Genomic DNA, 20,894 nt, shown 5'->3' with positions numbered 1-20,894 from the left:
GATAGTAGTGTACAATGGTAGGGAGAGGAGAAGTTCTTCTCCCTATACTTACTATATAAGTGAGGTGCTTGAAATGGACGGTTTTGATAAAACAATGAAGTTTAGCATTCAAGATGAAAAACAGAGTGTCCATGTAAATGATGTACTTTTAACTGTGTATGATGCACTTCAAGAAAAAGGCTATAATCCGATTAACCAAATCGTCGGTTATTTATTAAGTGGAGACCCAGCATACATACCTCGCCATAAAGATGCACGAAGCATCATTCGCAAGCTTGAACGTGATGAGTTAATTGAAGAGCTTGTGAAGTCTTACTTGAAACATCATCGTGAGGAGTAGTTTATGCGGATATTAGGTTTAGATGTAGGTACAAAAACAGTCGGAGTTGCAATGAGCGACGAAATGGGCTGGACAGCGCAAGGATTAGAAACAATTAAAATTAACGAAGAACGAGGTCACTTTGGTTTTGATCGTATTTCTGAGTTAGTAAAGCAGTACAATGTGGACAAAATAGTAGTAGGTTTACCTAAAAATATGAATGGTACAATTGGCCCACGTGGTGAAGCGTGCCAACAATTTGCAGAAAACCTACGAGAGCTGTTACAATTAGACGTTGTAATGTGGGACGAGCGTTTGTCAACGATGGCAGCGGAACGTTTGCTCATTTCAGCTGATGTAAGCCGTAAGAAGCGAAAGCAAGTAATCGATAAGATGGCTGCAGTCGTAATCTTACAAGGATTTTTAGATAGTAAATAAGAGGTGACCAAAATGGAAGAAAATCAAATTACAATTGTAGACGAAAAAGGTAACGAACATTTATGTGAAATTATTTTCACTTTTGATGCTGAAAAATTTGGCAAAAAATCATACGTAGTCTTCTCTCCAATCGGAGAAGTAGACGAAGATGGAGACCCAATTTATGATGCAATGGCTTATGAGCAAAATGAAGAAGAGGGCGGAAGTTTACTTCCAATCGAATCTGAAGAAGAGTGGGAAATGGTACAAGAAATGTTCAACACTCTAGCTGATGAGCAAGAAGCTGAATAATAAGTACTAAAAGGTGGACGACATATAGTCCATCTTTTTTTATATGTAAAATGAAAGATTTTTTGTCGAAACCTTGTAATCCTTTGTAGTATAATGAGACGGATTGTAGAAAAATAAAATGTCTATCTAAAAAAGATAAATAAATTTATTGTGTTTTTATATCGTGTTGTATAGAAAGATATACGTACGGTCTACAATTTAATTAAGGAGGAAGAGTGTTGATAGAGAATCAAGTGAAAAAGAAGCGTAGACGCATTTTTTTATTTTCGATTATTGCACTGCTTTTAGTTTGTGGTTCAGTCTATGCGTATATTTCATCCGCATTAGGACCAGTTGATAGCGGGAATAAAAAAGAGATGGAAGTAGAAATTCCAAAAGGATCATCTACTAGTAAAATTGGTGAGATTTTAGAAGAAAAAGGTGCTGTGAAAAACGGTACAGTTTTTAGTTTTTATACAAAGGCTAAATCTAAAAATTTACAAGCGGGTACATATTTATTAAATCCTTCAATGAATGCCTCAGATGTTATTGAGCAAATGTCATCTGGTAATGTACATCGTCCAGCTCTTTATAAAGTGACGATAAAAGAAGGGGCACAAGTAACTGAAATTGCAGAAACGGTTGCAAACGAATTAAAGTGGAATAAAGATGATGTCGTACGTCAATTAAACGATAAAGCATTTATTCAAAAAATGCAGCAAAAGTATCCGAAGTTGTTAACGGATAAAATCTTTGATAGCAATATTAAATATCCATTAGAAGGTTATTTATATCCTGCGACGTACTCTTTCTATAAAAAAGATACGACGTTAGAAGAAATCGTAATCCCAATGCTTGAGAAAACGAATGCAATCATTGTTCAAAATGAGGCGAAAATGAAAGCGAAAAACTGGGATGTTCACCAGCTTTTAACATTGTCTTCACTTATTGAAGAAGAGGCAACAGGCTTTACAGATCGTCAAAAGATTTCTAGCGTCTTTTATAATCGTTTAGCGAAAGGTATGCCACTGCAAACTGATCCAACGGTATTATACGCACTTGGAAAGCATAAACAACGTGTATTATATGAAGATTTAAAGATAAACTCACCGTACAATACGTATGTTGTGAAAGGATTGCCGGTTGGTCCGATTGCGAACTCTGGCAAGCATTCAGTGGAGGCTGCATTAGAACCTGCGCAAACGGATTATTATTATTTCTTAGCTGCACCAACTGGTGAAGTGTACTATGCGAAAACATTGGAAGAGCATAATGCATTAAAGCAAAAATATATTACGAAAAAACAGTGAAATGGGGAGGGATAGCGAAAAAAGTCGCACATCCCTCTTTTTTGTGGTAAAATATATCGGGTTAAAAACTGGCAGAAGAATCGTTTTTAATATCAAAACGGGACGTACAAGCTAAGGGTGAAGCTGGCTTGTATTTTTATTGCATTCTATGTGTGAAAAGACGTCATAGAGGCACTTCTCCATGTAAATAAGGAGGACCATTATGGAGGATGCAGTTAACGAGTACCTATTATCATTTATTGATCCAAAAGATAAATTAATTCTTGAAATGGAAGACTATGCGAAAGAAAATCATGTGCCGATTATGGATCGACTTGGAATGGAATTTATGTTGCAATTTTTACGTTTAATTGGACCAAAAAGCATTTTAGAGCTTGGTACAGCAATTGGCTATTCTAGTATTCGTATGATGCAAGCTATTCCAAATTCTCGCATTGTGACAGTTGAGCGCAATCGCGAGCGATATGAAAAAGCACTTGAATATATAGACCGTTCACCAGTTAAAGAGCGTATTTCCGTTATTTACGGTGATGCGTTAGAAACAGGCGAACAAGTAGAAGAACATGGAACATTTGATGTTATTTTTATTGATGCAGCAAAAGGACAATATCGTCGCTTTTTTGACTTATATGAACCGTTATTAAATCCTGGTGGCGTAATTATTTCAGATAATGTTATGTACCATGGTCTTGTGACGACAAAAGAGAAAATTGAAAACAGACGTACACGTGGTTTAATCCGTCGTATTAAGACGTACAATGAATGGCTTATGAACCATGAAGGATATGATACAACGATTTTCCCAATTGGTGATGGAGTAGCTGTTAGTAAAAAGAGAGGGTGACCAAGGTATGAAGAAACCTGAATTGTTAGTAACGCCAAAAGCAGTGGCGGATATCGAACCTCTTGCGAAAGCAGGAGCAGATGCGGTAATGATCGGTGAGCAAAAGTTTGGTTTACGTTTAGCAGGGGAATTTTCACGTGAAGATGTGAAACAAGCTGTGAAGATTGCACATGAAAATGGTGTAAAAGTATACGTAGCAATGAACGCTATGTTCCACAACGATAAAGTAGAAGAATTAACAGATTATGTTGCATTTTTAAACGAAGTAAGTGTAGATGCAATTGTCTTCGGGGATCCAGCAGTATTAATGGCCGTTCGCGAAGTAGCGCCAAATATGCAGTTGCACTGGAATACAGAAACAACAGCAACAAACTGGTTCACTTGTAACTACTGGGGACAAAGAGGAGCAAAACGCGCTGTATTAGCTCGTGAGCTTAGCTTAGATGAAATTGTTGAATTAAAAGAAAATGCTGAAGTGGAGCTTGAAGTACAAATTCACGGTATGACTTGCATGTTCCAATCAAAGCGTTCGCTAGTAGGAAACTACTTTGAGTATCAAGGGCGTAATCTTGACATTGAAAAGAAAAAATATGAAGAGAATATGTTCTTATATGACCCAGAGCGTAACAATAAATATCCAATTTATGAAGATGAAAATGGTACTCATATTATGAGTCCAAACGATATTTGTTTCATCGATGAATTAGAGGAACTAATTGATGGTGAAGTAGATAGCTTAAAAATTGATGGTGTACTAAAAAGCTCTGCATACATTATTGAGGTAACGAAGAAATATCGTAAAGCAATTGATTTATGTGTAGAAGATCGTGATGCGTATTATGACGTGAAAGACGATTTATATAAAGAGATAGAAGAAATGCAACCGGTAAATCGTCCGTTAGATACAGGATTCTTCTTTAAAGAGACGGTTTACTAAACGAGGAGGGTGTAGGAAATGACTGTACAAGAAATTTCACGAGTAATCGATGGCAAACGCGTTATTGTGAAGAAACCTGAACTGTTAATCCCTGCGGGTAACTTAGAAAAATTAAAAGTAGCTATCCATTATGGGGCAGATGCTGTATATTTAGGTGGACAAGAATTTGGTCTTCGTTCGAATGCAGGTAACTTTACACTGGAAGAAATGGCAGAAGGTGTGAAATTTGCAAAGAAATATGGAGCAAAAATATATGTAACAACAAATATCTTTGCACATAATGAAAATATGGACGGGCTAGAGGAATATTTAAAAGGGATTGAAAAAGCTGGCGTAACGGGAATTATCGTTGCTGATCCGCTTATTATTGAGACTTGTAAACGTGTAGCGCCTTCTGTTGAAGTACATTTAAGTACACAACAATCACTATCCAACTGGAAAGCAGCACAGTATTGGAAAGAAGAAGGTTTACATCGTCTTGTATTAGCTCGTGAAGCAAGCTATGAAGAAATGAAAGAAATTAAAGAAAAAGTGGATATTGAAATTGAAGCATTCGTCCATGGTGCAATGTGTATCGCATATTCAGGCAGATGTACGTTAAGTAACCATATGACGGCACGTGACTCTAACCGTGGTGGTTGTTGTCAATCTTGCCGCTGGGACTATGATTTGGTTCAAACAGTATCACAACATAAAGATGCAAAAGAGCTGCCTCTATTCCAAGAAGAAGATGCTCACTTTGCAATGAGTCCAAAAGACTTAAATTTAATTTTATCAATTCCGAAAATGATTGAAATTGGAATTGATAGTTTAAAGGTTGAAGGACGTATGAAATCAATCCATTACGTAGCGACTGTAGCGACTGTATACCGTAAAGTAATTGATGCATATTGTGCGGATCCGGATAACTTTGAGTTTAAACAAGAATGGTTAGATGAGCTGGATAAATGTGCAAATCGTGATACAGCTCCTGCATTCTTTGAAGGGGTTCCAGGACATCAAGAGCAAATGTTTGGAAATCATAGTAAGAAAACAACGTATGATTTCGCTGGTTTAGTGTTAGATTATAATGAAGAAACGGGCATCGTAACGATTGAGCAACGTAATCATTTCAAACCAGGACATGAAGTGGAGTTCTTTGGGCCAGAAATAGAAAACTTTACGCAGACGGTGGAGAAAATTTGGGATGAGGATGGAAACGAATTAGATGCAGCGAGACATCCGTTGCAAATCGTGAAATTCAAAGTGGATCAACCAGTGTATGTGAATAATATGATGCGCAAAAGCATACTTCAATAAGAAAGAGTTGATAGTCGAATGGGGACGAATAAGCCTGTTGTAATTGGAATTGCTGGTGGTTCGGGATCAGGTAAAACGAGTGTAACGAAAGCGATTTTTGACCATTTTAAAGGTCATTCTATTTTAATCTTAGAGCAAGATTATTATTACAAAGATCAAAGCCATTTACCAATGGAAGAGCGTTTAAAAACAAATTATGATCATCCGCTTGCGTTTGATAATGATCTGTTAATTGAACATTTGCAGCAGTTACTTGCATATGAGCAAATTGATAAGCCTGTATATGACTATACATTGCATACGCGTTCAGAAGAAGTTATTCCAGTTGAGCCGAAAGATGTAATCATTTTAGAAGGAATTCTTATTTTAGAAGACCCACGTCTTTGTGAGTTAATGGACATTAAGCTATTTGTTGATACAGATGCAGATCTTCGTATTTTACGCCGCATGCAGCGTGATATTAAAGAGCGCGGTCGTACGATGGATTCAGTTATTGATCAATACGTAAGTGTTGTACGTCCAATGCACAATCAATTTATTGAGCCTTCTAAGAAATTTGCGGATATTATTATCCCTGAAGGTGGACAAAACCATGTTGCAATTGATATTATGGTGACAAAAATTGCAACAATTCTTGAACAAAAAGTAAATTTGTAATAGCATAGTAAAAGATATACGATAGGAAGGGATTTTTTCCCGTCCTATCGAATACAATGAAACATGCAACCTCATCTATATATAGGTGAGGGCATATTTATATCAACTTTCCATACATATCTTCTTTATATAAAGAAGAATTGGGAATACGGGGTTGTATGTGACAACTCCGCTAGTACAGGCGTGCTAGAAACCTCCGCTATACATATAAGTGGGGGAGTTTTCATATGGAACTCCTCTTTTTTTCGGGGGATTGGTATATAAAAGGAGTGGAAAATATGGCAACAGAAAAAACATACCCTATGACGCAAGAGGGTAAGCAAAAGCTAGAGAACGAACTTGAAGATTTAAAAACGGTAAAACGTAAAGAGGTTGTAGAGCGAATTAAGATTGCACGTAGCTTCGGAGATCTTTCTGAGAACTCTGAGTACGATGCAGCAAAAGATGAGCAAGCGTTCGTAGAGGGACGTATTACACAATTAGAAAACATGATTCGTAACGCAGTTATCATCACAGATAACGGTGAAGAATCTACAGTTGTTACATTAGGTAAAACAGTAACATTTAAAGAGTTACCAGGTGGAGATGAAGAATCTTACACAATCGTAGGTAGCGCAGAAGCAGATCCATTTGAAGGAAGAATTTCTAACGATTCTCCAATTGCAAAAAGCTTATTAGGTAAGCAAATTGGTGAGAAGGTAGCAATCCAAACTCCAGGTGGAGAAATGCAAGTAGAGATTATCTCTGTAAAATAAAAAAGATTCTCCCGATGGGAGAATCTTTTTTATTTTATTTGTAGAACGAAAAAATTGTATAAACATTCGAATGGTTCGACAAAAAATGTCAAAAAATCACCTGAAGCTTTGATATCATAATTAGGAACTATAGGTTTTAAAGGGGAAAAGGGGATAATTATGAAACATAGAATTTTTACAGGACTGGTTTGTAGTATATCTATATTAGCGCTTGCTGCGTGCGGAACGAATGAGGAAACTACATCATCGAAGGGCGAAAAAGTAAAGCAAGAAGAAAAAAAGGATACTAGAGCAACTGAGAGTTCAAAAAGCGTAGAAAATCCACGAGAAAAAAAGGAATTTGATGAATTTGATTTAGCATATCAATTAGCTATTGTCATGAAAATATTTCAAGATGTAACAATTAAGTACGATTATGCGATTGGGAATCCAGATTATTTATTGCGAGATTCGATGGATCAAAAAACAATAGATGACATGAAGAATATGTTGCAAGAACAGGCGAAGAATAATGATAAAATTTTAAAGGATGAAGTGAATCAAGCATATACATATTTAAAACAATCGAAAGTAAGTAATAAAGATGATATTCAAAAAATAATAGATGCACAAAATAATTACTTACAAATTGTAGATAAGATGATTGTTTGTATTGATTCTGTAACAGTCGAGAATGCAAAAGAAAAAAGAAATGAAATGAATAATTTAAGTAAGGAATATTTAAAAGTAGCGGCTAACGTAACAACTACTGTAATCGAAGTTGCCAAAAATAATGGAGTGAATGAAACAGAATTTAGATCGCTTCTTCTGAAATTTCTAGAGAAGCCAAAGAAGCAATAATAGCATATATAATACCTATTTTAATTTAGGGCTTGTATAAATAAAATAGTACCTCGTCTAAACTACAATAGACGAGGTGTTTTTTTATGAAAATAAAGCGGAGAATTACAATTGTTTTAATTTGTTTTATATGTGTCATGTTTATATTACTTTGTCGTTTAATTCAAATACAAATTATAGGTACGGAATCATTTACTAGTCGCAAGATAAATTTAATCGAAAAAAGTGTTACACAACGGACGCAATCCATTACGGTAGATGATGGACGAGGCCATTTTATAGATCGGAACGGTAAGGAAATAGGTGAGAAAAAGTATCCTGTTTTAATTGTTTTTCCATTTCTACAAATAAAAAATGACATGTTAGAGAAAATTGCGCATATCATTGGTGTGTCGAGACAAGAGATTGAAAGTCAAATGAAAGATAAGAAAAGTGCATTTATCATGCGAAGAGGAAATGGGCCATTTCGCTTGGCACGAGAGCAGATGGAGAAGGTCAATCAATTAAATGTATTAGGTATTGTAGCAGCTGAAGTTCGTTTACGGCAAACAGGCGTGATGAATCATTTAATTGGCGATGTGGGTGAGAATGAACGAGAATTTCAAAAACGATACGGAGAAGTAAGAAAAATTTCAAAGCAAACGCCAATTGGCATTTCAGGATTGCAGCAATCGTTTGATGAATTTCTTTTGACCGATGGAGAGGCAAAAGTATTGTATCAGGTTGACCGACAAGGAGAACCGATTTTTGGAAAACAAGCGAAATATACGTCGCCTGGAAATCCATTTTATCCAGTGACGATTCAAACTACTTTACATAAAGGGTTACAGCAAAAAGCAGAAGAAGTGGTTGAAGCAAGCGAAATAAAGAAGGGGGGATTAGTGTTACTTGATGTAAAGAAAAATGAAATTTTAGCGATGGTCAGTAAACCATCTGTACAGGTGAAAGATGAGCGTTTATATAAAACTACACTTGAAAATCAAATGTTAACACCACATTTTCCCGGTTCTGTTTTTAAAACAATAGTTGCAGCGGCAGTGATTGATCAAAATAAAAATGTGTTTAATCGTACATTTAATTGTAATAAAGATTTATATGGTGAAGAACACCCACAAGTTATGATGGGTACACTTAGTTTTAAAGAGAGCTTTGCTAGAAGCTGTAACAGGACATTTTCAGAGTTAGGTAACGAGCTAATGCAAAAGGATAAGATGGTGTTAGAAACTTACGTAGCAGCTTTAGGAGGCGCTGGTAAGGTTGGATGGAAAGGTTCTGTATTTCATACAACTCATTTTGAGCAGATGCCAGAGGAGAAGAGTGTTACCATTTGGGAAAGTGAAGGAAATAAGAGTAGTAAAAAGGCGGTAGCGCAAACAGCAATTGGACAGAAAGATGTACGCATGTCACCTCTAGCGATTGCAAATATGATGGCGACGATTGCTAGAGATGGAGAAAAGATGGAAGTGAAAGCTGTTGAAAAGATAATGTATAAAAATGGAACAGACTTTTATACATTTGAAGACCATACATTAGATGGAAAACAGCTTTCGTATGAAGCGGTGAAAACATTACAAGAGTTATTAAGGGGCGTTGTAACAACAGAGAAAGGAACAGGAGCAGCGTTCAGGTCGTTACCACTAAGTGTCGCCGGAAAATCTGGGACAGCGCAAACAGGAAAAGGGACGAAAGTGAATCGTTGGTTTGCAGGTTATTTTCCCTATGAAAATCCAAGATATGCTTTAGTTGTCGTGGATATAGAAACGAATAGCAATGTAAATAAAGTTACACCTATTTTCAAAGCTATCGTAGAATCAATCTATCGATTAGAGAATGAAAAGTAATCTTGCAATTCATAGTGAAATGTTTTCATTTCGTGAAAATATTATTGTAAATGTTCAACCTTTCTAGATTTAATGTTACAATAGCAAGTATGAAAAACTGCATGGAGGTTTGAAGAATGGCAGGAGGATCTAGATTCCAACAGAAACAACAAAAACGTCGTCAAAACGGTGTTTTAAATATTGCAATTGCAATTGTATTAATATTAGTAGCTATTGTATCATATCAATTGTTTGTTCCTGAAAGAAAAGAACAAGCGTCTTCTAGTGATAAAAAAGTAGCTCAGCAAACAACGAAAGAGAATAAGGCTGAGAAAGCTAAAGGTAAAGAAGAAACGAAGAAGAACGAGCAAGATAAGGTAGATGCTAAGAAGAAGGAAGAAGAGAAGCAAAAGGCTGACGAAGAACAGAAAAAAGCTGAAGAAGAAGCGAAAGCTAACGAGAAAGTACCAGCTGAAAAAACACAGCCAAAGGCAACTGACGCTTATACGAAATCTTCTTGGAAGCCAGTAGGTACAGAGCAAGGTGCGACACCTGCGATGACGTTTAAAAAAGGTACAGCAGATTGGAATGAGATGAATCAAGCTATTTCAGCTGCAATTGACGTTCCAGTAGAGCAATTAGTTATCCATAGAATTGGAAATAACGGTAAGAATAAAGCTTACGGTAACGTACAAGATAAACAATCAGGGAAAAAATATTATGTGAATATTGATTGGGTAGAAAATGAGGGCTGGAAACCAGTACTTGTTCAAAACCTAAACTAAAAAAGAGAGGCTCCTAAGGAGCTTCTCTTTTTTAGTTAGCGTAATTTCTTTAATTTAAAATGAACAACCGCGCTATAATATGGTCTTTTGCTTTCGGGATCCATAACCATTTGATGCGAGATGTGATGAACTTCAAGCATAAGTGCTTTATTATTATCGATTTGTTCACTAATTTTTCGTTCTAAAGAAGCTAAGTCTCCCGCTTCAAAAAATTCTACTTTATCTTCTAACATTTCAAAGGTAAATGACATGAAGACGGCCCCTCTCCGATGTAATTAACTATAGTGTAACAAAGAAAAGAAGGAAATACCACGTACATTTCAATTGACATTTTTCGAAAGAGGGAATATCATACTGATAAAACCGATAAGAAAAAGGGGAATTTTTATGGGGACAGAATTTAATGGTTTATTTGATGAGTGGGCTCATACGTACGACTCATTTGTACAAGGCGAAGATATACAATATAAAGAAGTTTTCGCCCGTTATGAGGACATTCTAGAGGATGTAGTTAACAAGTCATTTGGTAATGTTTTAGAATTTGGTGTTGGTACTGGCAATTTAACAAATAAATTATTATTTGCTGGCCGCACAGTTTACGGTATAGAGCCGTCACGTGAAATGCGCATGATTGCAAAAGAGAAATTGCCAAAAGAGTTTTCCATTACAGAAGGTGATTTTCTTTCGTTTGAAGTCCCAAATTCAATTGATACCATAGTAAGCACCTATGCATTTCATCATTTAACAGATGATGAAAAAAATGTAGCGATTGCGAAGTATAGTCAATTGCTAAACAAAGGTGGTAAAATAGTGTTTGCTGATACGATATTTGCAGATCAAGATGCATATGATAAAACTGTTGAAACAGCAAAACAAAGAGGTTTTCATCAGTTAGCAAACGATTTGCAAACGGAATACTATACACGTATTCCGGTCATGCAGTCTATTTTTGAAAACAATGGTTTCCATGTAACGTTTACGAGATTAAATCATTTCGTTTGGGTAATGGAGGCAACTAAGCAATAGAAAGAGGGATTAGATTGAGAATTGCTGTAATTGGAGCAATGGAAGAAGAAGTACGTATTTTACGTGACAAATTAGAACAAGCAGAAACAGAAACGGTTGCGGGTTGTGAATTTACGAAAGGACAATTAGCAGGACACGAAGTAATCTTGTTAAAGTCTGGTATTGGTAAAGTAAATGCAGCGATGTCAACGACAATTTTATTAGAAAGATATAAGCCTGAAAAAGTAATTAATACTGGTTCAGCTGGTGGATTCCATCATTCTCTAAATGTTGGAGATGTAGTTATTTCAACAGAAGTTCGTCATCATGACGTAGATGTTACAGCATTTAACTATGAGTATGGTCAAGTACCAGGAATGCCGCCTGGATTCAAGGCTGATGAAGCATTAGTTGCATTAGCTGAGAAATGTATGCAGGCAGAAGAAAATATTCAAGTTGTAAAAGGTATGATTGCAACAGGTGATTCATTTATGAGTGATCCAAACCGCGTTGCAGCAATTCGTGATAAATTTGAAGACCTTTATGCAGTAGAAATGGAAGCAGCAGCTGTTGCACAAGTATGCCACCAATATGAAGTTCCGTTTGTTATTATTCGTGCACTTTCTGATATTGCTGGTAAAGAGTCTAATGTTTCATTTGATCAATTTTTAGATCAAGCAGCTCTTCATTCTACAAACTTTATTGTAAAAGTACTAGAAGAGTTAAAGTAATGTAACAAAAAGGCAACTGTCTCATATAAAGAAAATACATACAGTTGCCTTTTCTTTATTGGCAAATAAGGGGGAGAACACGATGAATGTATATCGTGGAGTTCATGAGTTAATTGGTCATACACCAATTGTAGAAATTACTCGTTTTTCACTTCCAGAAGGGGTCCGTTTATTTGCGAAGCTTGAATTTTATAACCCAGGTGGAAGCGTTAAGGATCGCTTAGGAAGAGAATTAATCGAAGATGCGCTAGAAAAAGGGCTTGTTACCCAGGGTGGAACAATTATTGAACCGACTGCTGGAAATACTGGTATTGGACTGGCACTTGCAGCGTTAGAACATGATTTACGCGTTATTGTTTGTGTACCAGAGAAATTTAGTATTGAAAAACAAGAATTAATGAAAGCACTAGGCGCAACGGTCGTGCATACACCGACTGAGCAAGGAATGACCGGTGCAATTGCAAAAGCGAAAGAGTTAGTAAATGAAATACCGAATTCATACTCTCCAAGTCAGTTTGCAAATGAAGCAAACCCTCGTGCTTATTTCAAAACATTAGGTCCTGAACTTTGGGACGCATTGAACGGAGAGATTAACATATTTGTTGCAGGAGCAGGAACTGGTGGTACATTCATGGGGACTGCATCTTATTTGAAAGAAAAAAATGTAGATATAAAAACGGTTATTGTGGAACCAGAAGGATCTATTTTAAATGGTGGTAAAGCTGGTTCACATGAAACGGAAGGGATTGGCCTTGAATTCATCCCGCCATTTTTGAAAACATCGTATTTTGATGAAATTCATACAATTTTTGATCGAAATGCATTTTTACGAGTGAAGGAATTAGCGCAAAAAGAAGGACTGCTTGTTGGGAGCTCTTCAGGAGCAGCATTTCATGCAAGTTTACTTGAAGCAGAGAAAGCGGCACCAGGTACAAATATTGTAACGATTTTTCCCGATAGTAGTGAGCGCTATTTAAGTAAAGACATATACAAAGGATGGGAATAAAAATGAGAGCAAAGACAAAGTTAATTCATGGTATTCGCATAGGAGAACCTTCAACTGGATCTGTAAACGTACCGATCTATCAAACAAGTACGTACAAACAAGAAGCAGTTGGTAAACATCAAGGATATGAATATTCACGTACAGGTAACCCAACACGTGCAGCTTTAGAAGAAATGATTGCTGTATTAGAAAACGGCCATGCGGGATTTGCATTTGGCTCAGGAATGGCTGCTATTACAGCGACAATTATGTTGTTCTCAAAAGGTGACCACGTTATTTTAACTGATGATGTTTATGGTGGAACGTACCGCGTTATCACGAAAGTATTAAACCGTTTCGGTATTGAGCATACATTTGTAGATACAACAAACTTAGAGGAAGTTGCAGAAGCGATTCTTCCAAATACGAAAGCGGTTTATGTAGAAACACCAACGAATCCATTACTAAAAATTACTGATATTAAAAAAATATCTACTCTTGCTAAAGAGAAAGATTTATTAACAATTATTGATAACACATTCATGACGCCATATTGGCAGTCGCCGATTTCTTTAGGAGCAGACATTGTACTTCATAGTGCAACGAAATATTTAGGAGGTCATAGTGACGTAGTTGCAGGTCTAGTAGTTGTAAATAGCCCGCAATTAGCAGAAGATCTTCACTTTGTGCAAAATTCAACAGGAGGCATTCTTGGCCCACAAGATAGCTTCTTACTACTTCGTGGTTTAAAAACATTAGGAATTCGAATGGAAGAACATGAAACGAATTCACGTGCAATTGCTGAGTTTTTAAATAACCATCCAAAAGTAAATAAAGTATATTATCCAGGTCTTGAGTCACATCAAAACCATGAATTAGCAACAGAACAAGCAAATGGATTTGGTGCTATTATCTCATTTGATGTAGATAGCGAAGAAACATTAAATAAAGTACTTGAGAAATTACAATACTTTACACTTGCTGAAAGTTTAGGAGCAGTAGAAAGTTTAATTTCTATTCCATCTCAAATGACACATGCATCAATCCCAGCAGATCGTCGCAAGGAATTAGGAATTACAGATACATTAATTCGTATTTCTGTCGGTATTGAAGACGGCGAAGATTTAATTGAAGATCTAGCACAAGCGCTAGCATAATAAAAATGCACTGCTAATATAGGCAGTGCATTTTTATTATGTTATTTTGTGAAACATTTCACAAAATAGACATACACAAATGAAATGATTTCATGTATATTAAGTTCATGAAGTGTTACTCACGAACAAACTTGTGAAATATTTCACAAACAATGAGGTTCATGTAGGAAAGCAACTCTATTTTTTTTGCGCTAATCGGGACTGATTACGACCTATAGGGTCTTATTTAGTCCAAGATAGCAGAATAGGAGGAATTTACATGGTAGTCAAAGAGAAAGTTGTAAATGAAATGCAGGAAGTAAAAGAGATGATTGAAACGTTAGTGAATAACGGTCGGAAGGCTTTACAAGCATTAGAAAGCTTTACACAAGAGCAAATTGACAACATTGTTCATGAAATGGCATTAGCAGGTGTTGATCAACATATGCCACTTGCAAAGTTGGCTGTTGAAGAAACAGGGCGTGGTGTATACGAAGATAAATGCATTAAAAATATTTTTGCTACTGAATATATTTGGCATAGCATAAAGAAAGATAAAACAGTAGGGATTATTCACGAAGATCCTCATGAAGAAATAATAGAAATTGCGGAACCTGTCGGTGTAGTAGCTGGGGTAACGCCAGTAACGAACCCAACGTCGACAACAATGTTTAAAGCATTGATTGCGATAAAAACGAGAAATCCAATTATTTTCGCATTTCATCCTTCAGCACAAAACTGTTCCATTGCAGCGGCGAAAACAGTATATGATGCAGCGGTGAAGGCAGGGGCACCAAAACATTGTATTCAGTGGATTGAAAGACCTTCTGTCGAAGCAACGAAACAATTAATGAACCATGAAGGTGTTGCACTTGTTTTGGCAACTGGAGGAGCAGGTATGGTGAAATCAGCTTATTCTACTGGAAAACCAGCGCTAGGTGTAGGTCCTGGTAATGTACCATGTTATATAGAGAAATCAGCGCATATAAAACGAGCCGTTAATGATTTAATTTTATCAAAAACATTTGATAACGGTATGATTTGTGCATCAGAACAAGCAATCATTGTAGATAAGGAAATTTATGATGATGTGAAAACAGAAATGATTGCAAACAATTGTTACTTTGTAACAGAGGAAGAGAGAAGAAAATTAGAAAAACTTGTTATTAATGAAAATACATGTGCAGTAAATAGTGATATTGTAGGGAAATCCGCACAGTATATTGCCGAATTAGTTGGAATTACTGTGCCTAAAAATACAAAAATGCTTGTAGCTGAAATTCAAGGTATCGGAGCAGCCTATCCACTATCTCGTGAGAAACTGAGTCCAGTATTAGCCTGTGTAAAAGCAAATTCATTAGAAGAAGGATTTACATATTGCGAGGAAATGTTAAACCTCGGTGGTTTAGGACATTCAGCAGTCATCCATTCTGTAAATAAAGAAGTGCAAAAGCAATTTGGATTACGCATGAAAGCTTGCCGCCTTATTGTAAATGCCCCTTCCTCACAAGGTGGAATCGGCGACATATATAATGGATTTATTCCATCACTTACGCTTGGTTGCGGTTCCTACGGGAAAAACTCAGTTTCTCAAAACGTAACAGCGACGCATTTATTAAATATAAAAAGGTTGGCAAATAGAAAAAAGAATATGCAGTGGTTTAAATTACCACCCAAAATTTATTTTGAAAAACATGCGACAGCATATTTAGCGAATATGCCTAACATTTCACGCGCATTTATTGTAACGGATCCAGGAATGGTTGAGCACGGATATGTAGATACGGTTACACATTATTTACGTAAACATGCAAATGATGTAAAAGTTGAAGTTTTCTTTGAGGTTGAGCCAGATCCATCAGATGAAACAGTGTTTAAAGGTGCGGAAATGATGAGAAGTTTTAAGCCAGATGTAATTATCGCACTTGGTGGTGGTTCAGCTATGGATGCAGCGAAAGGGATGTGGCTTTTCTATGAGCACCCAGAAACAACATTCTATGGAATTAAACAGAAGTTTTTAGATATAAGAAAACGTACATGTAAATATCCGGAATTAGGAAGTAAGGCACAGTTTGTTGCCATTCCAACAACATCAGGAACAGGATCAGAAGTGACACCATTTGCGGTTATTACAGATAAGAAAAATAATATAAAGTATCCACTTGCAGATTATGAATTAACGCCAGATGTAGCAATTGTTGATCCACAATTTGTAATGACAGTACCACCACATGTAACAGCAGACACTGGGATGGACGTATTAACGCATGCAATCGAGGCGTATGTGTCTGTTCTGGCAAATGACTATACAGATGGATTAGCATTAAAAGCCATTGATCTTGTATTTAAATATTTACCAAGAGCATTTAAAGATGGAAATGATGAAGAAGCACGCGAAAAAATGCATAATGCTTCTGCAATCGCAGGGATGGCATTTGCAAATGCTTTCCTAGGTATTAATCACAGTTTAGCACATAAAATTGGACCAGAATTCCATATTCCGCATGGACGTGCGAATGCAATTCTTATGCCGCACGTAGTTCGCTATAATGCTATTAAGCCAAGAAAACACGCATTGTTCCCAAAATATGAGCACTTTGTAGCTGATGAACGCTATGCACATATTGCGAGAACAATCGGGCTTCCAGCAAGTTCAACAACAGAAGGTGTGGAATCACTCGTCCAGGCAATTATTGAGCTTGGAAAAAGCTTAAATATAAATATGAGTATTGCAGGACAAGGAGTTGCTAAAGATGAATTTGAAGAGGTTGTTGGATTATTAGCAGAAAGAGCTTTTGAAGATCAATGTACAACAGCTAATCCAAAATTACCTCTCATTTCAGAGCTGAAAGAAATTTATATGGAAGCATATAAAGGAGAGTAATGGTTATGAAAGAGTCGCAATAAAGCGGCTCTTTTTCTTTTGGAAAACATCTCCCAGAATGGCTGTATTTACTTGTCTTTAAGTTTAAGAGAATATGATACAGTGAAATGGAGGAGTGAGAATATAATGAAAGAATTACAAGAAAAAATAGAAGATTATACTCGGTTCGGACAAATTCTTCTCGCGGTAAGTACATTGTTAATGGTTGGTTTATTGATTCCGAATGGAGCAAAAGAAACAATACAATTTTTTGTTATGATGGGAAGCATCGTTATATTTTTAAGTTTATCATTCTTTTTCTTTCAGCGTGTGAAAGTGATACGAGATCAGTTAGAGGGAAATGAATGTGAGTAATATTATGAAATAGAGCACTACGAAAAGGACGAATCTTTTTGTAGTGCTCTTTGTTTTTTGTAAAAAATGTATGCGGTTTATATTGACAATGATAATCCTTATCAATTAAAGTAGAATAGTAGTTAATGATTATCATTATCAGTTAGAGGTGGAAGAATGAAAAAATCTATTGCGCTATTCACAGCAATTTTATCTATTTTTTTCTTATTAATCGGTTGCAGTGCAAAAGGAAACGAAAAAGCATCTGCAACAAAAACAGAAAAAGGAAAAGAGAAAATCGAAGTTACCGACCTGTCAGGAAGAAAGGTAACATTTGATAAAGTGCCAGAGAGTTTTGCAACATTAAGTATGGGGGACATGAATATTATTCATGCTTTAGGTGGAAAAATAGTAGGTCGTCCAGATACAAAAATAACTCTTCCAGAGGAGTTAAAGAAAGTACAAGTAATCGGGAATGCACATCAGCCGAATTTTGAGCAAATTGCTAGTTTGAAACCGGATGTACTTATTGCTAACAATGGATTCCAAAAGAATGTTCCAACGGTTGAAGGACAAGGAACGAAAGTAATGATTTCTTCTGCGAACTCTGTACAAGATATTCAAAAGAATATTGAAATATATGGAACGGTAATGAAGAAAGAAGATAAAGCAAAAGAACTTAACCAAAAAATTAATGATCAAATAAAGAAATATGAGAAAAAGAGCGATGTGAAAGCATTGCTAGTGTATGGAGCACCAGGCACTTATTTAGCAGCATTACCAACATCTTTATCAGGTGATATTTTAGAAAAAACAGGTGGAAAAAATATTGCAGCCGATTTTCCAGAAATGAAGGAATATCCGCAATATGCGCAACTAAGCGTAGAACGCATTATTGAGGCAAATCCAGATGTGATTTATTTAATTACACATGGAGATCCAAATAGCGTTAAAAAAGCATTTGAAGGCGAAATGATGAAAAATGAAGCGTGGAAAAATTTAGATGCAGTAAAACAAAATCGTGTAGTTATTTTGCCACCTGACTTATTTGGATCAAATCCTGGAACAAAAGTTACAGAAGCGATGGACTTTATGTATAAAAGTATACAAGATGTAAGGAAATGATAAGTATGGAAAGTAGTGAAGTAGTAAGGGAAAAGGAACATCCTTTTGCGAAAAAAAGATGGATAATAGCAGTTACTTTAGTTGTATTAACGATTCTAGGTCTTTTTTACGGTCTTTTTGCAGGAAGTTTGTCCTTTTCTTTACGAGAAATTCTAGCTGGCATACAAGATGAGGGTTCGACAGTTCATCGAATTGTATGGGATCTTCGTATACCGAGAGTGCTCGTTGGATTTATAGTGGGAACATGTTTGGCAGCATCTGGTGCACTGCTACAAGGGGTTATGAGAAATCCTCTTGCAGATCCTGGTATTATCGGGGTTTCATCTGGAGCAGGCCTTGTAGCAATTGTAATTATGATTTTATTCCCTCAGCATATGGCTTTTTTACCGCTCGGTGCGTTTTTAGGAGCTTTCATAACGGCGATGGTCATTTATGCTTTATCATGGCAAAAAGGGGCACCTCCTTCAAGAATTGTCTTAGTAGGGGTGTCAATTAATGCATTAATTGGTGCAGCGACGTCAGCGTTAATGTTATTACATAGTGACAAAGTACAATCCGTGTTACCGTGGTTAGCAGGCGGCATTGGTGGTGTAAGTTGGGTACATTTAAACATGATTATTTATTATGCAATATTCGCTATTATACTAGCCTTCTTTGGTATTAAGCATATTCGAGTATTAATGCTTGGAGATGAAATGGCGAAATTATTAGGTTATAACGTGGAGAGAAGCCGGTTTTATTTAATAGTAGTAAGCACATTATTAGCTGGAATTGCGGTTAGTGTTTCTGGTCTTATTGGATTTGTCGGTCTTGTCGTACCACATATGTTACGCTTATTAGTTGGAAATGACTATAAATATTTACTGCCATTGTCATGCCTTGGCGGAGGGATATTACTTGTTTTCGCGGATGCGATAGCTCGAAGTTGGTTCGATCCAATTGAATTGCCTGTAGGTATTTTATTATCCTTCTTAGGTGGTCCGTTCTTCTTATATTTAATTCATAGAGGAGGAAAGCAACGTGATTTCCGTTAACAAAGTGTTTTACGCACATTCTGAAAGATTTCAAATGCAAAATATGAATGTACATATTAAAGCTGGAGAGATCGTTAGTTTAATTGGACCGAATGGGTCGGGGAAATCTACTTTGCTTCGTTTAATGGCAAGATTACTTAAACAAAGCGAAGGGGATATCATTTTAGATGGAAAAAGTATTCATACGATGAAAAGTGCCGATGTGGCGAAGCAATTAGCGATGTTACCACAAATGCATGATCATCAATTAGATTTAACAGTGAAAGAATTAATCGAATTCGGAAGAGGCCCTCATAAATCATGGAGCAGTCGCTTAAATAAAGAAGATGAAGAAATTGTTGATTGGGCATTGTCTGTTACAAATCTTGAAGGGTATGAATATCGTCTTTTGCAATCTTTATCAGGAGGAGAAAGACAACGTGCCTGGATTGCAATGACGCTAGCACAACGTACAAATGTTTTATTATTAGATGAACCAACAACTTTTTTGGATATTGTTCATCAATTGGAAGTAATGGAACTTGTGAAACGATTAAACGAGGAGTTTGGTATGACAATTGTAATGGTTTTACATGATATTAACCAAGCGGCTCAATATAGTGATCGTTTACTCGTATTAAAGCGAGGGAAGCTTCAGTATGACGGTATACCAGAAGAAGTGTTATGTCATGAAATGTTTCAACGTGTATTCGGCATAGATGTAGATATTTTTCAAGGTAGCGACAAGCCATTTTTCACACCAAAACGAATTTCTAAAAAAGGAGGAGCAAGATGCGAACAGAAGAATGTATTACCACTGAGTTAGTAAGAGAATTTGTTATGGCAGCTCACGGAGATTTAGAGAAAGTACAAGAACTGTTGGCTGAATCCCCAAGCTTACTTCATGCCTCTTACAATTGGGGCGGATCAGATTGGGAAAGTGCGTTAGGGGCAGCGGCACATGTAGGTCGTAAAGATATTGCTCTCTATTTACTAGAAAAGGGTGCTCGAATGGATATTTTCGCGGCCGCTATGCTTGGAGAATTAGAAGTTGTACAAGCTATTTTAGTAGCACAACCAGAAGCATTACGTGCATCTGGTCCACATGGTATTTCCCTTCTTCAACATGCACGAATGGGCGGGGAAAAAGCACAGCGAGTATTTGAGTACTTAACGGTGCTCTCTTAATGACCGCAAAGGTTCTTATGTGCGGTAAACTTTTCACTTTCATATAATTGAAAAGTTTACCGCCCGTTAGAACGGGATAAGTATCTAGTATATTTGAAAATCCTACACCCCCCTCAATTGTAGTTTTCGTTATGCTAGTTATGATATGGATGCAGTAGACAATATTTGTCTACTGCCTTTTTTAGATTCTTTTAGGATTGAATATTCTGTATTTTGCCCT

The 20,894-nt window shown here is 36.4% G+C and carries 23 protein-coding genes; 22 read left to right on the top strand and 1 reads right to left on the bottom strand.

All coding sequences use genetic code 11. The features are described from left to right. Nucleotides 1-73 precede the first annotated feature (73 nt). The 12 genes from ACXY7N_RS12905 to ACXY7N_RS12850 all read left to right on the top strand — a co-directional run bounded on the left by ACXY7N_RS12905 (nucleotide 74) and on the right by ACXY7N_RS12850 (nucleotide 10,274). Complete coding sequence (locus tag ACXY7N_RS12905) at nucleotides 74-340, top strand: IreB family regulatory phosphoprotein (RefSeq protein ID WP_000348590.1); 267 nt, start codon at nucleotides 74-76, stop codon at nucleotides 338-340. 3 nt (nucleotides 341-343) lie between these two features. Beyond that, complete coding sequence (gene ruvX / locus ACXY7N_RS12900) at nucleotides 344-757, top strand: Holliday junction resolvase RuvX (protein ID WP_001221202.1); 414 nt, start codon at nucleotides 344-346, stop codon at nucleotides 755-757. 12 nt (nucleotides 758-769) lie between these two features. Beyond that, nucleotides 770-1,048, top strand: a complete 279-nt coding sequence (locus tag ACXY7N_RS12895) for a DUF1292 domain-containing protein (RefSeq protein WP_000392245.1) — start codon at nucleotides 770-772, stop codon at nucleotides 1,046-1,048. 218 nt (nucleotides 1,049-1,266) lie between these two features. Beyond that, the gene (gene mltG / locus ACXY7N_RS12890) at nucleotides 1,267-2,337 is read left to right on the top strand and encodes an endolytic transglycosylase MltG (RefSeq protein ID WP_000572145.1); all 1,071 of its coding nucleotides are present in this window, start codon (nucleotides 1,267-1,269) and stop codon (nucleotides 2,335-2,337) included. Between the two features lie 202 nt (nucleotides 2,338-2,539). Continuing rightward, nucleotides 2,540-3,181, top strand: a complete 642-nt coding sequence (locus ACXY7N_RS12885) for an O-methyltransferase (RefSeq protein WP_016086185.1) — start codon at nucleotides 2,540-2,542, stop codon at nucleotides 3,179-3,181. 7 nt (nucleotides 3,182-3,188) lie between these two features. Beyond that, the gene (locus tag ACXY7N_RS12880) at nucleotides 3,189-4,118 is read left to right on the top strand and encodes a peptidase U32 family protein (protein WP_000742784.1); all 930 of its coding nucleotides are present in this window, start codon (nucleotides 3,189-3,191) and stop codon (nucleotides 4,116-4,118) included. Between the two features lie 18 nt (nucleotides 4,119-4,136). After that, a complete protein-coding gene (locus ACXY7N_RS12875; RefSeq protein WP_000217975.1) occupies nucleotides 4,137-5,417 on the top strand; it encodes a peptidase U32 family protein in 1,281 nt (426 codons plus the stop codon). 18 nt (nucleotides 5,418-5,435) lie between these two features. Next, nucleotides 5,436-6,074: a uridine kinase gene (udk, locus tag ACXY7N_RS12870; protein ID WP_000537082.1), complete on the top strand. Its 639-nt coding sequence runs from the start codon at nucleotides 5,436-5,438 to the stop codon at nucleotides 6,072-6,074. A gap of 278 nt (nucleotides 6,075-6,352) precedes the next feature. Further along, nucleotides 6,353-6,829: a transcription elongation factor GreA gene (greA, locus tag ACXY7N_RS12865; RefSeq protein WP_000179964.1), complete on the top strand. Its 477-nt coding sequence runs from the start codon at nucleotides 6,353-6,355 to the stop codon at nucleotides 6,827-6,829. Between the two features lie 159 nt (nucleotides 6,830-6,988). Then, nucleotides 6,989-7,669: a hypothetical protein gene (locus tag ACXY7N_RS12860; protein ID WP_016086187.1), complete on the top strand. Its 681-nt coding sequence runs from the start codon at nucleotides 6,989-6,991 to the stop codon at nucleotides 7,667-7,669. A gap of 86 nt (nucleotides 7,670-7,755) precedes the next feature. After that, nucleotides 7,756-9,510, top strand: coding sequence for a peptidoglycan D,D-transpeptidase FtsI family protein (locus ACXY7N_RS12855; RefSeq protein WP_088084361.1), 1,755 nt, complete (start codon nucleotides 7,756-7,758; stop codon nucleotides 9,508-9,510). 116 nt (nucleotides 9,511-9,626) lie between these two features. Further along, entirely contained in the window at nucleotides 9,627-10,274 is a 648-nt protein-coding gene (locus ACXY7N_RS12850; RefSeq protein WP_016086189.1) for a YrrS family protein, read from the top strand. Nucleotides 10,275-10,309: 35 nt separating this feature from the next. On the opposite strand, the gene ACXY7N_RS12845 is transcribed toward ACXY7N_RS12850, so the two are convergent. Then, nucleotides 10,310-10,525 (bottom strand): YrzA family protein, encoded by a 216-nt coding sequence (locus ACXY7N_RS12845; protein ID WP_000010984.1) that lies wholly within the window; start codon nucleotides 10,523-10,525, stop codon nucleotides 10,310-10,312. Between the two features lie 136 nt (nucleotides 10,526-10,661). Here ACXY7N_RS12845 and ACXY7N_RS12840 point away from each other — a divergent pair, with 136 nt between their 5' ends. The 10 genes from ACXY7N_RS12840 (at nucleotide 10,662) to ACXY7N_RS12795 (ending at nucleotide 20,674) form a co-directional block, all read left to right on the top strand. After that, nucleotides 10,662-11,300 carry a class I SAM-dependent DNA methyltransferase gene (locus tag ACXY7N_RS12840; RefSeq protein ID WP_016086190.1) on the top strand — a complete coding sequence of 213 codons (639 nt, stop codon included), beginning with the start codon at nucleotides 10,662-10,664 and terminating at the stop codon, nucleotides 11,298-11,300. 14 nt (nucleotides 11,301-11,314) lie between these two features. After that, nucleotides 11,315-12,010 carry a 5'-methylthioadenosine/S-adenosylhomocysteine nucleosidase gene (gene mtnN, locus ACXY7N_RS12835; protein WP_001217038.1) on the top strand — a complete coding sequence of 232 codons (696 nt, stop codon included), beginning with the start codon at nucleotides 11,315-11,317 and terminating at the stop codon, nucleotides 12,008-12,010. 82 nt (nucleotides 12,011-12,092) lie between these two features. Then, the gene (locus ACXY7N_RS12830; protein ID WP_488592425.1) at nucleotides 12,093-13,016 is read left to right on the top strand and encodes an O-acetylserine dependent cystathionine beta-synthase; all 924 of its coding nucleotides are present in this window, start codon (nucleotides 12,093-12,095) and stop codon (nucleotides 13,014-13,016) included. A gap of 2 nt (nucleotides 13,017-13,018) precedes the next feature. Further along, a complete protein-coding gene (locus tag ACXY7N_RS12825; protein WP_016135356.1) occupies nucleotides 13,019-14,152 on the top strand; it encodes a bifunctional cystathionine gamma-lyase/homocysteine desulfhydrase in 1,134 nt (377 codons plus the stop codon). Nucleotides 14,153-14,411: 259 nt separating this feature from the next. Continuing rightward, a complete protein-coding gene (gene adhE / locus ACXY7N_RS12820; RefSeq protein ID WP_016135355.1) occupies nucleotides 14,412-17,015 on the top strand; it encodes a bifunctional acetaldehyde-CoA/alcohol dehydrogenase in 2,604 nt (867 codons plus the stop codon). Between the two features lie 126 nt (nucleotides 17,016-17,141). Further along, the gene (locus ACXY7N_RS12815) at nucleotides 17,142-17,369 is read left to right on the top strand and encodes a YrhC family protein (protein ID WP_016135354.1); all 228 of its coding nucleotides are present in this window, start codon (nucleotides 17,142-17,144) and stop codon (nucleotides 17,367-17,369) included. 156 nt (nucleotides 17,370-17,525) lie between these two features. Continuing rightward, nucleotides 17,526-18,473 carry a helical backbone metal receptor gene (locus ACXY7N_RS12810; RefSeq protein WP_016135353.1) on the top strand — a complete coding sequence of 316 codons (948 nt, stop codon included), beginning with the start codon at nucleotides 17,526-17,528 and terminating at the stop codon, nucleotides 18,471-18,473. Between the two features lie 5 nt (nucleotides 18,474-18,478). Further along, nucleotides 18,479-19,507, top strand: coding sequence for a FecCD family ABC transporter permease (locus ACXY7N_RS12805; RefSeq protein WP_016086196.1), 1,029 nt, complete (start codon nucleotides 18,479-18,481; stop codon nucleotides 19,505-19,507). Continuing rightward, nucleotides 19,494-20,312, top strand: a complete 819-nt coding sequence (locus ACXY7N_RS12800; protein ID WP_016086197.1) for an ABC transporter ATP-binding protein — start codon at nucleotides 19,494-19,496, stop codon at nucleotides 20,310-20,312. The genes ACXY7N_RS12805 and ACXY7N_RS12800 overlap by 14 nt, the downstream gene beginning before the upstream one ends. After that, entirely contained in the window at nucleotides 20,279-20,674 is a 396-nt protein-coding gene (locus ACXY7N_RS12795) for an ankyrin repeat domain-containing protein (protein ID WP_001258431.1), read from the top strand. The genes ACXY7N_RS12800 and ACXY7N_RS12795 overlap by 34 nt, the downstream gene beginning before the upstream one ends. Nucleotides 20,675-20,894 lie beyond the last annotated feature (220 nt).

It is taken from the genome of Bacillus sp. 5w2 (assembly GCF_054353775.1).
Note: the sequence above shows the minus strand (reverse complement) of the source record. Positions and strands in the feature narration are given on the sequence as shown.

Bases quoted from the DNA above. Each gene is read 5' to 3' on its own strand.
- ACXY7N_RS12880 (WP_000742784.1), top strand. From the start codon at position 3,189: ATGAAGAAACCTGAATTGTTAGTAACGCCAAAAGCAGTGGCGGATATC.
- ACXY7N_RS12810 (WP_016135353.1), top strand. From the start codon at position 17,526: ATGAAAAAATCTATTGCGCTATTCACAGCAATTTTATCTATTTTTTTC.
- ACXY7N_RS12845 (WP_000010984.1), bottom strand. From the start codon at position 10,525: ATGTCATTTACCTTTGAAATGTTAGAAGATAAAGTAGAATTTTTTGAA.
- ACXY7N_RS12825 (WP_016135356.1), top strand. From the start codon at position 13,019: ATGAGAGCAAAGACAAAGTTAATTCATGGTATTCGCATAGGAGAACCT.
- ACXY7N_RS12805 (WP_016086196.1), top strand. From the start codon at position 18,479: ATGGAAAGTAGTGAAGTAGTAAGGGAAAAGGAACATCCTTTTGCGAAA.
- ACXY7N_RS12795 (WP_001258431.1), top strand. From the start codon at position 20,279: ATGCGAACAGAAGAATGTATTACCACTGAGTTAGTAAGAGAATTTGTT.
- ACXY7N_RS12875 (WP_000217975.1), top strand. From the start codon at position 4,137: ATGACTGTACAAGAAATTTCACGAGTAATCGATGGCAAACGCGTTATT.
- ACXY7N_RS12895 (WP_000392245.1), top strand. From the start codon at position 770: ATGGAAGAAAATCAAATTACAATTGTAGACGAAAAAGGTAACGAACAT.
- ACXY7N_RS12815 (WP_016135354.1), top strand. From the start codon at position 17,142: ATGAAAGAATTACAAGAAAAAATAGAAGATTATACTCGGTTCGGACAA.
- udk (WP_000537082.1), top strand. From the start codon at position 5,436: ATGGGGACGAATAAGCCTGTTGTAATTGGAATTGCTGGTGGTTCGGGA.
- adhE (WP_016135355.1), top strand. From the start codon at position 14,412: ATGGTAGTCAAAGAGAAAGTTGTAAATGAAATGCAGGAAGTAAAAGAG.
- ACXY7N_RS12830 (WP_488592425.1), top strand. From the start codon at position 12,093: ATGAATGTATATCGTGGAGTTCATGAGTTAATTGGTCATACACCAATT.
- ACXY7N_RS12885 (WP_016086185.1), top strand. From the start codon at position 2,540: ATGGAGGATGCAGTTAACGAGTACCTATTATCATTTATTGATCCAAAA.
- greA (WP_000179964.1), top strand. From the start codon at position 6,353: ATGGCAACAGAAAAAACATACCCTATGACGCAAGAGGGTAAGCAAAAG.
- ACXY7N_RS12905 (WP_000348590.1), top strand. From the start codon at position 74: ATGGACGGTTTTGATAAAACAATGAAGTTTAGCATTCAAGATGAAAAA.
- ACXY7N_RS12850 (WP_016086189.1), top strand. From the start codon at position 9,627: ATGGCAGGAGGATCTAGATTCCAACAGAAACAACAAAAACGTCGTCAA.
- ACXY7N_RS12840 (WP_016086190.1), top strand. From the start codon at position 10,662: ATGGGGACAGAATTTAATGGTTTATTTGATGAGTGGGCTCATACGTAC.
- ACXY7N_RS12855 (WP_088084361.1), top strand. From the start codon at position 7,756: ATGAAAATAAAGCGGAGAATTACAATTGTTTTAATTTGTTTTATATGT.
- ruvX (WP_001221202.1), top strand. From the start codon at position 344: ATGCGGATATTAGGTTTAGATGTAGGTACAAAAACAGTCGGAGTTGCA.
- ACXY7N_RS12860 (WP_016086187.1), top strand. From the start codon at position 6,989: ATGAAACATAGAATTTTTACAGGACTGGTTTGTAGTATATCTATATTA.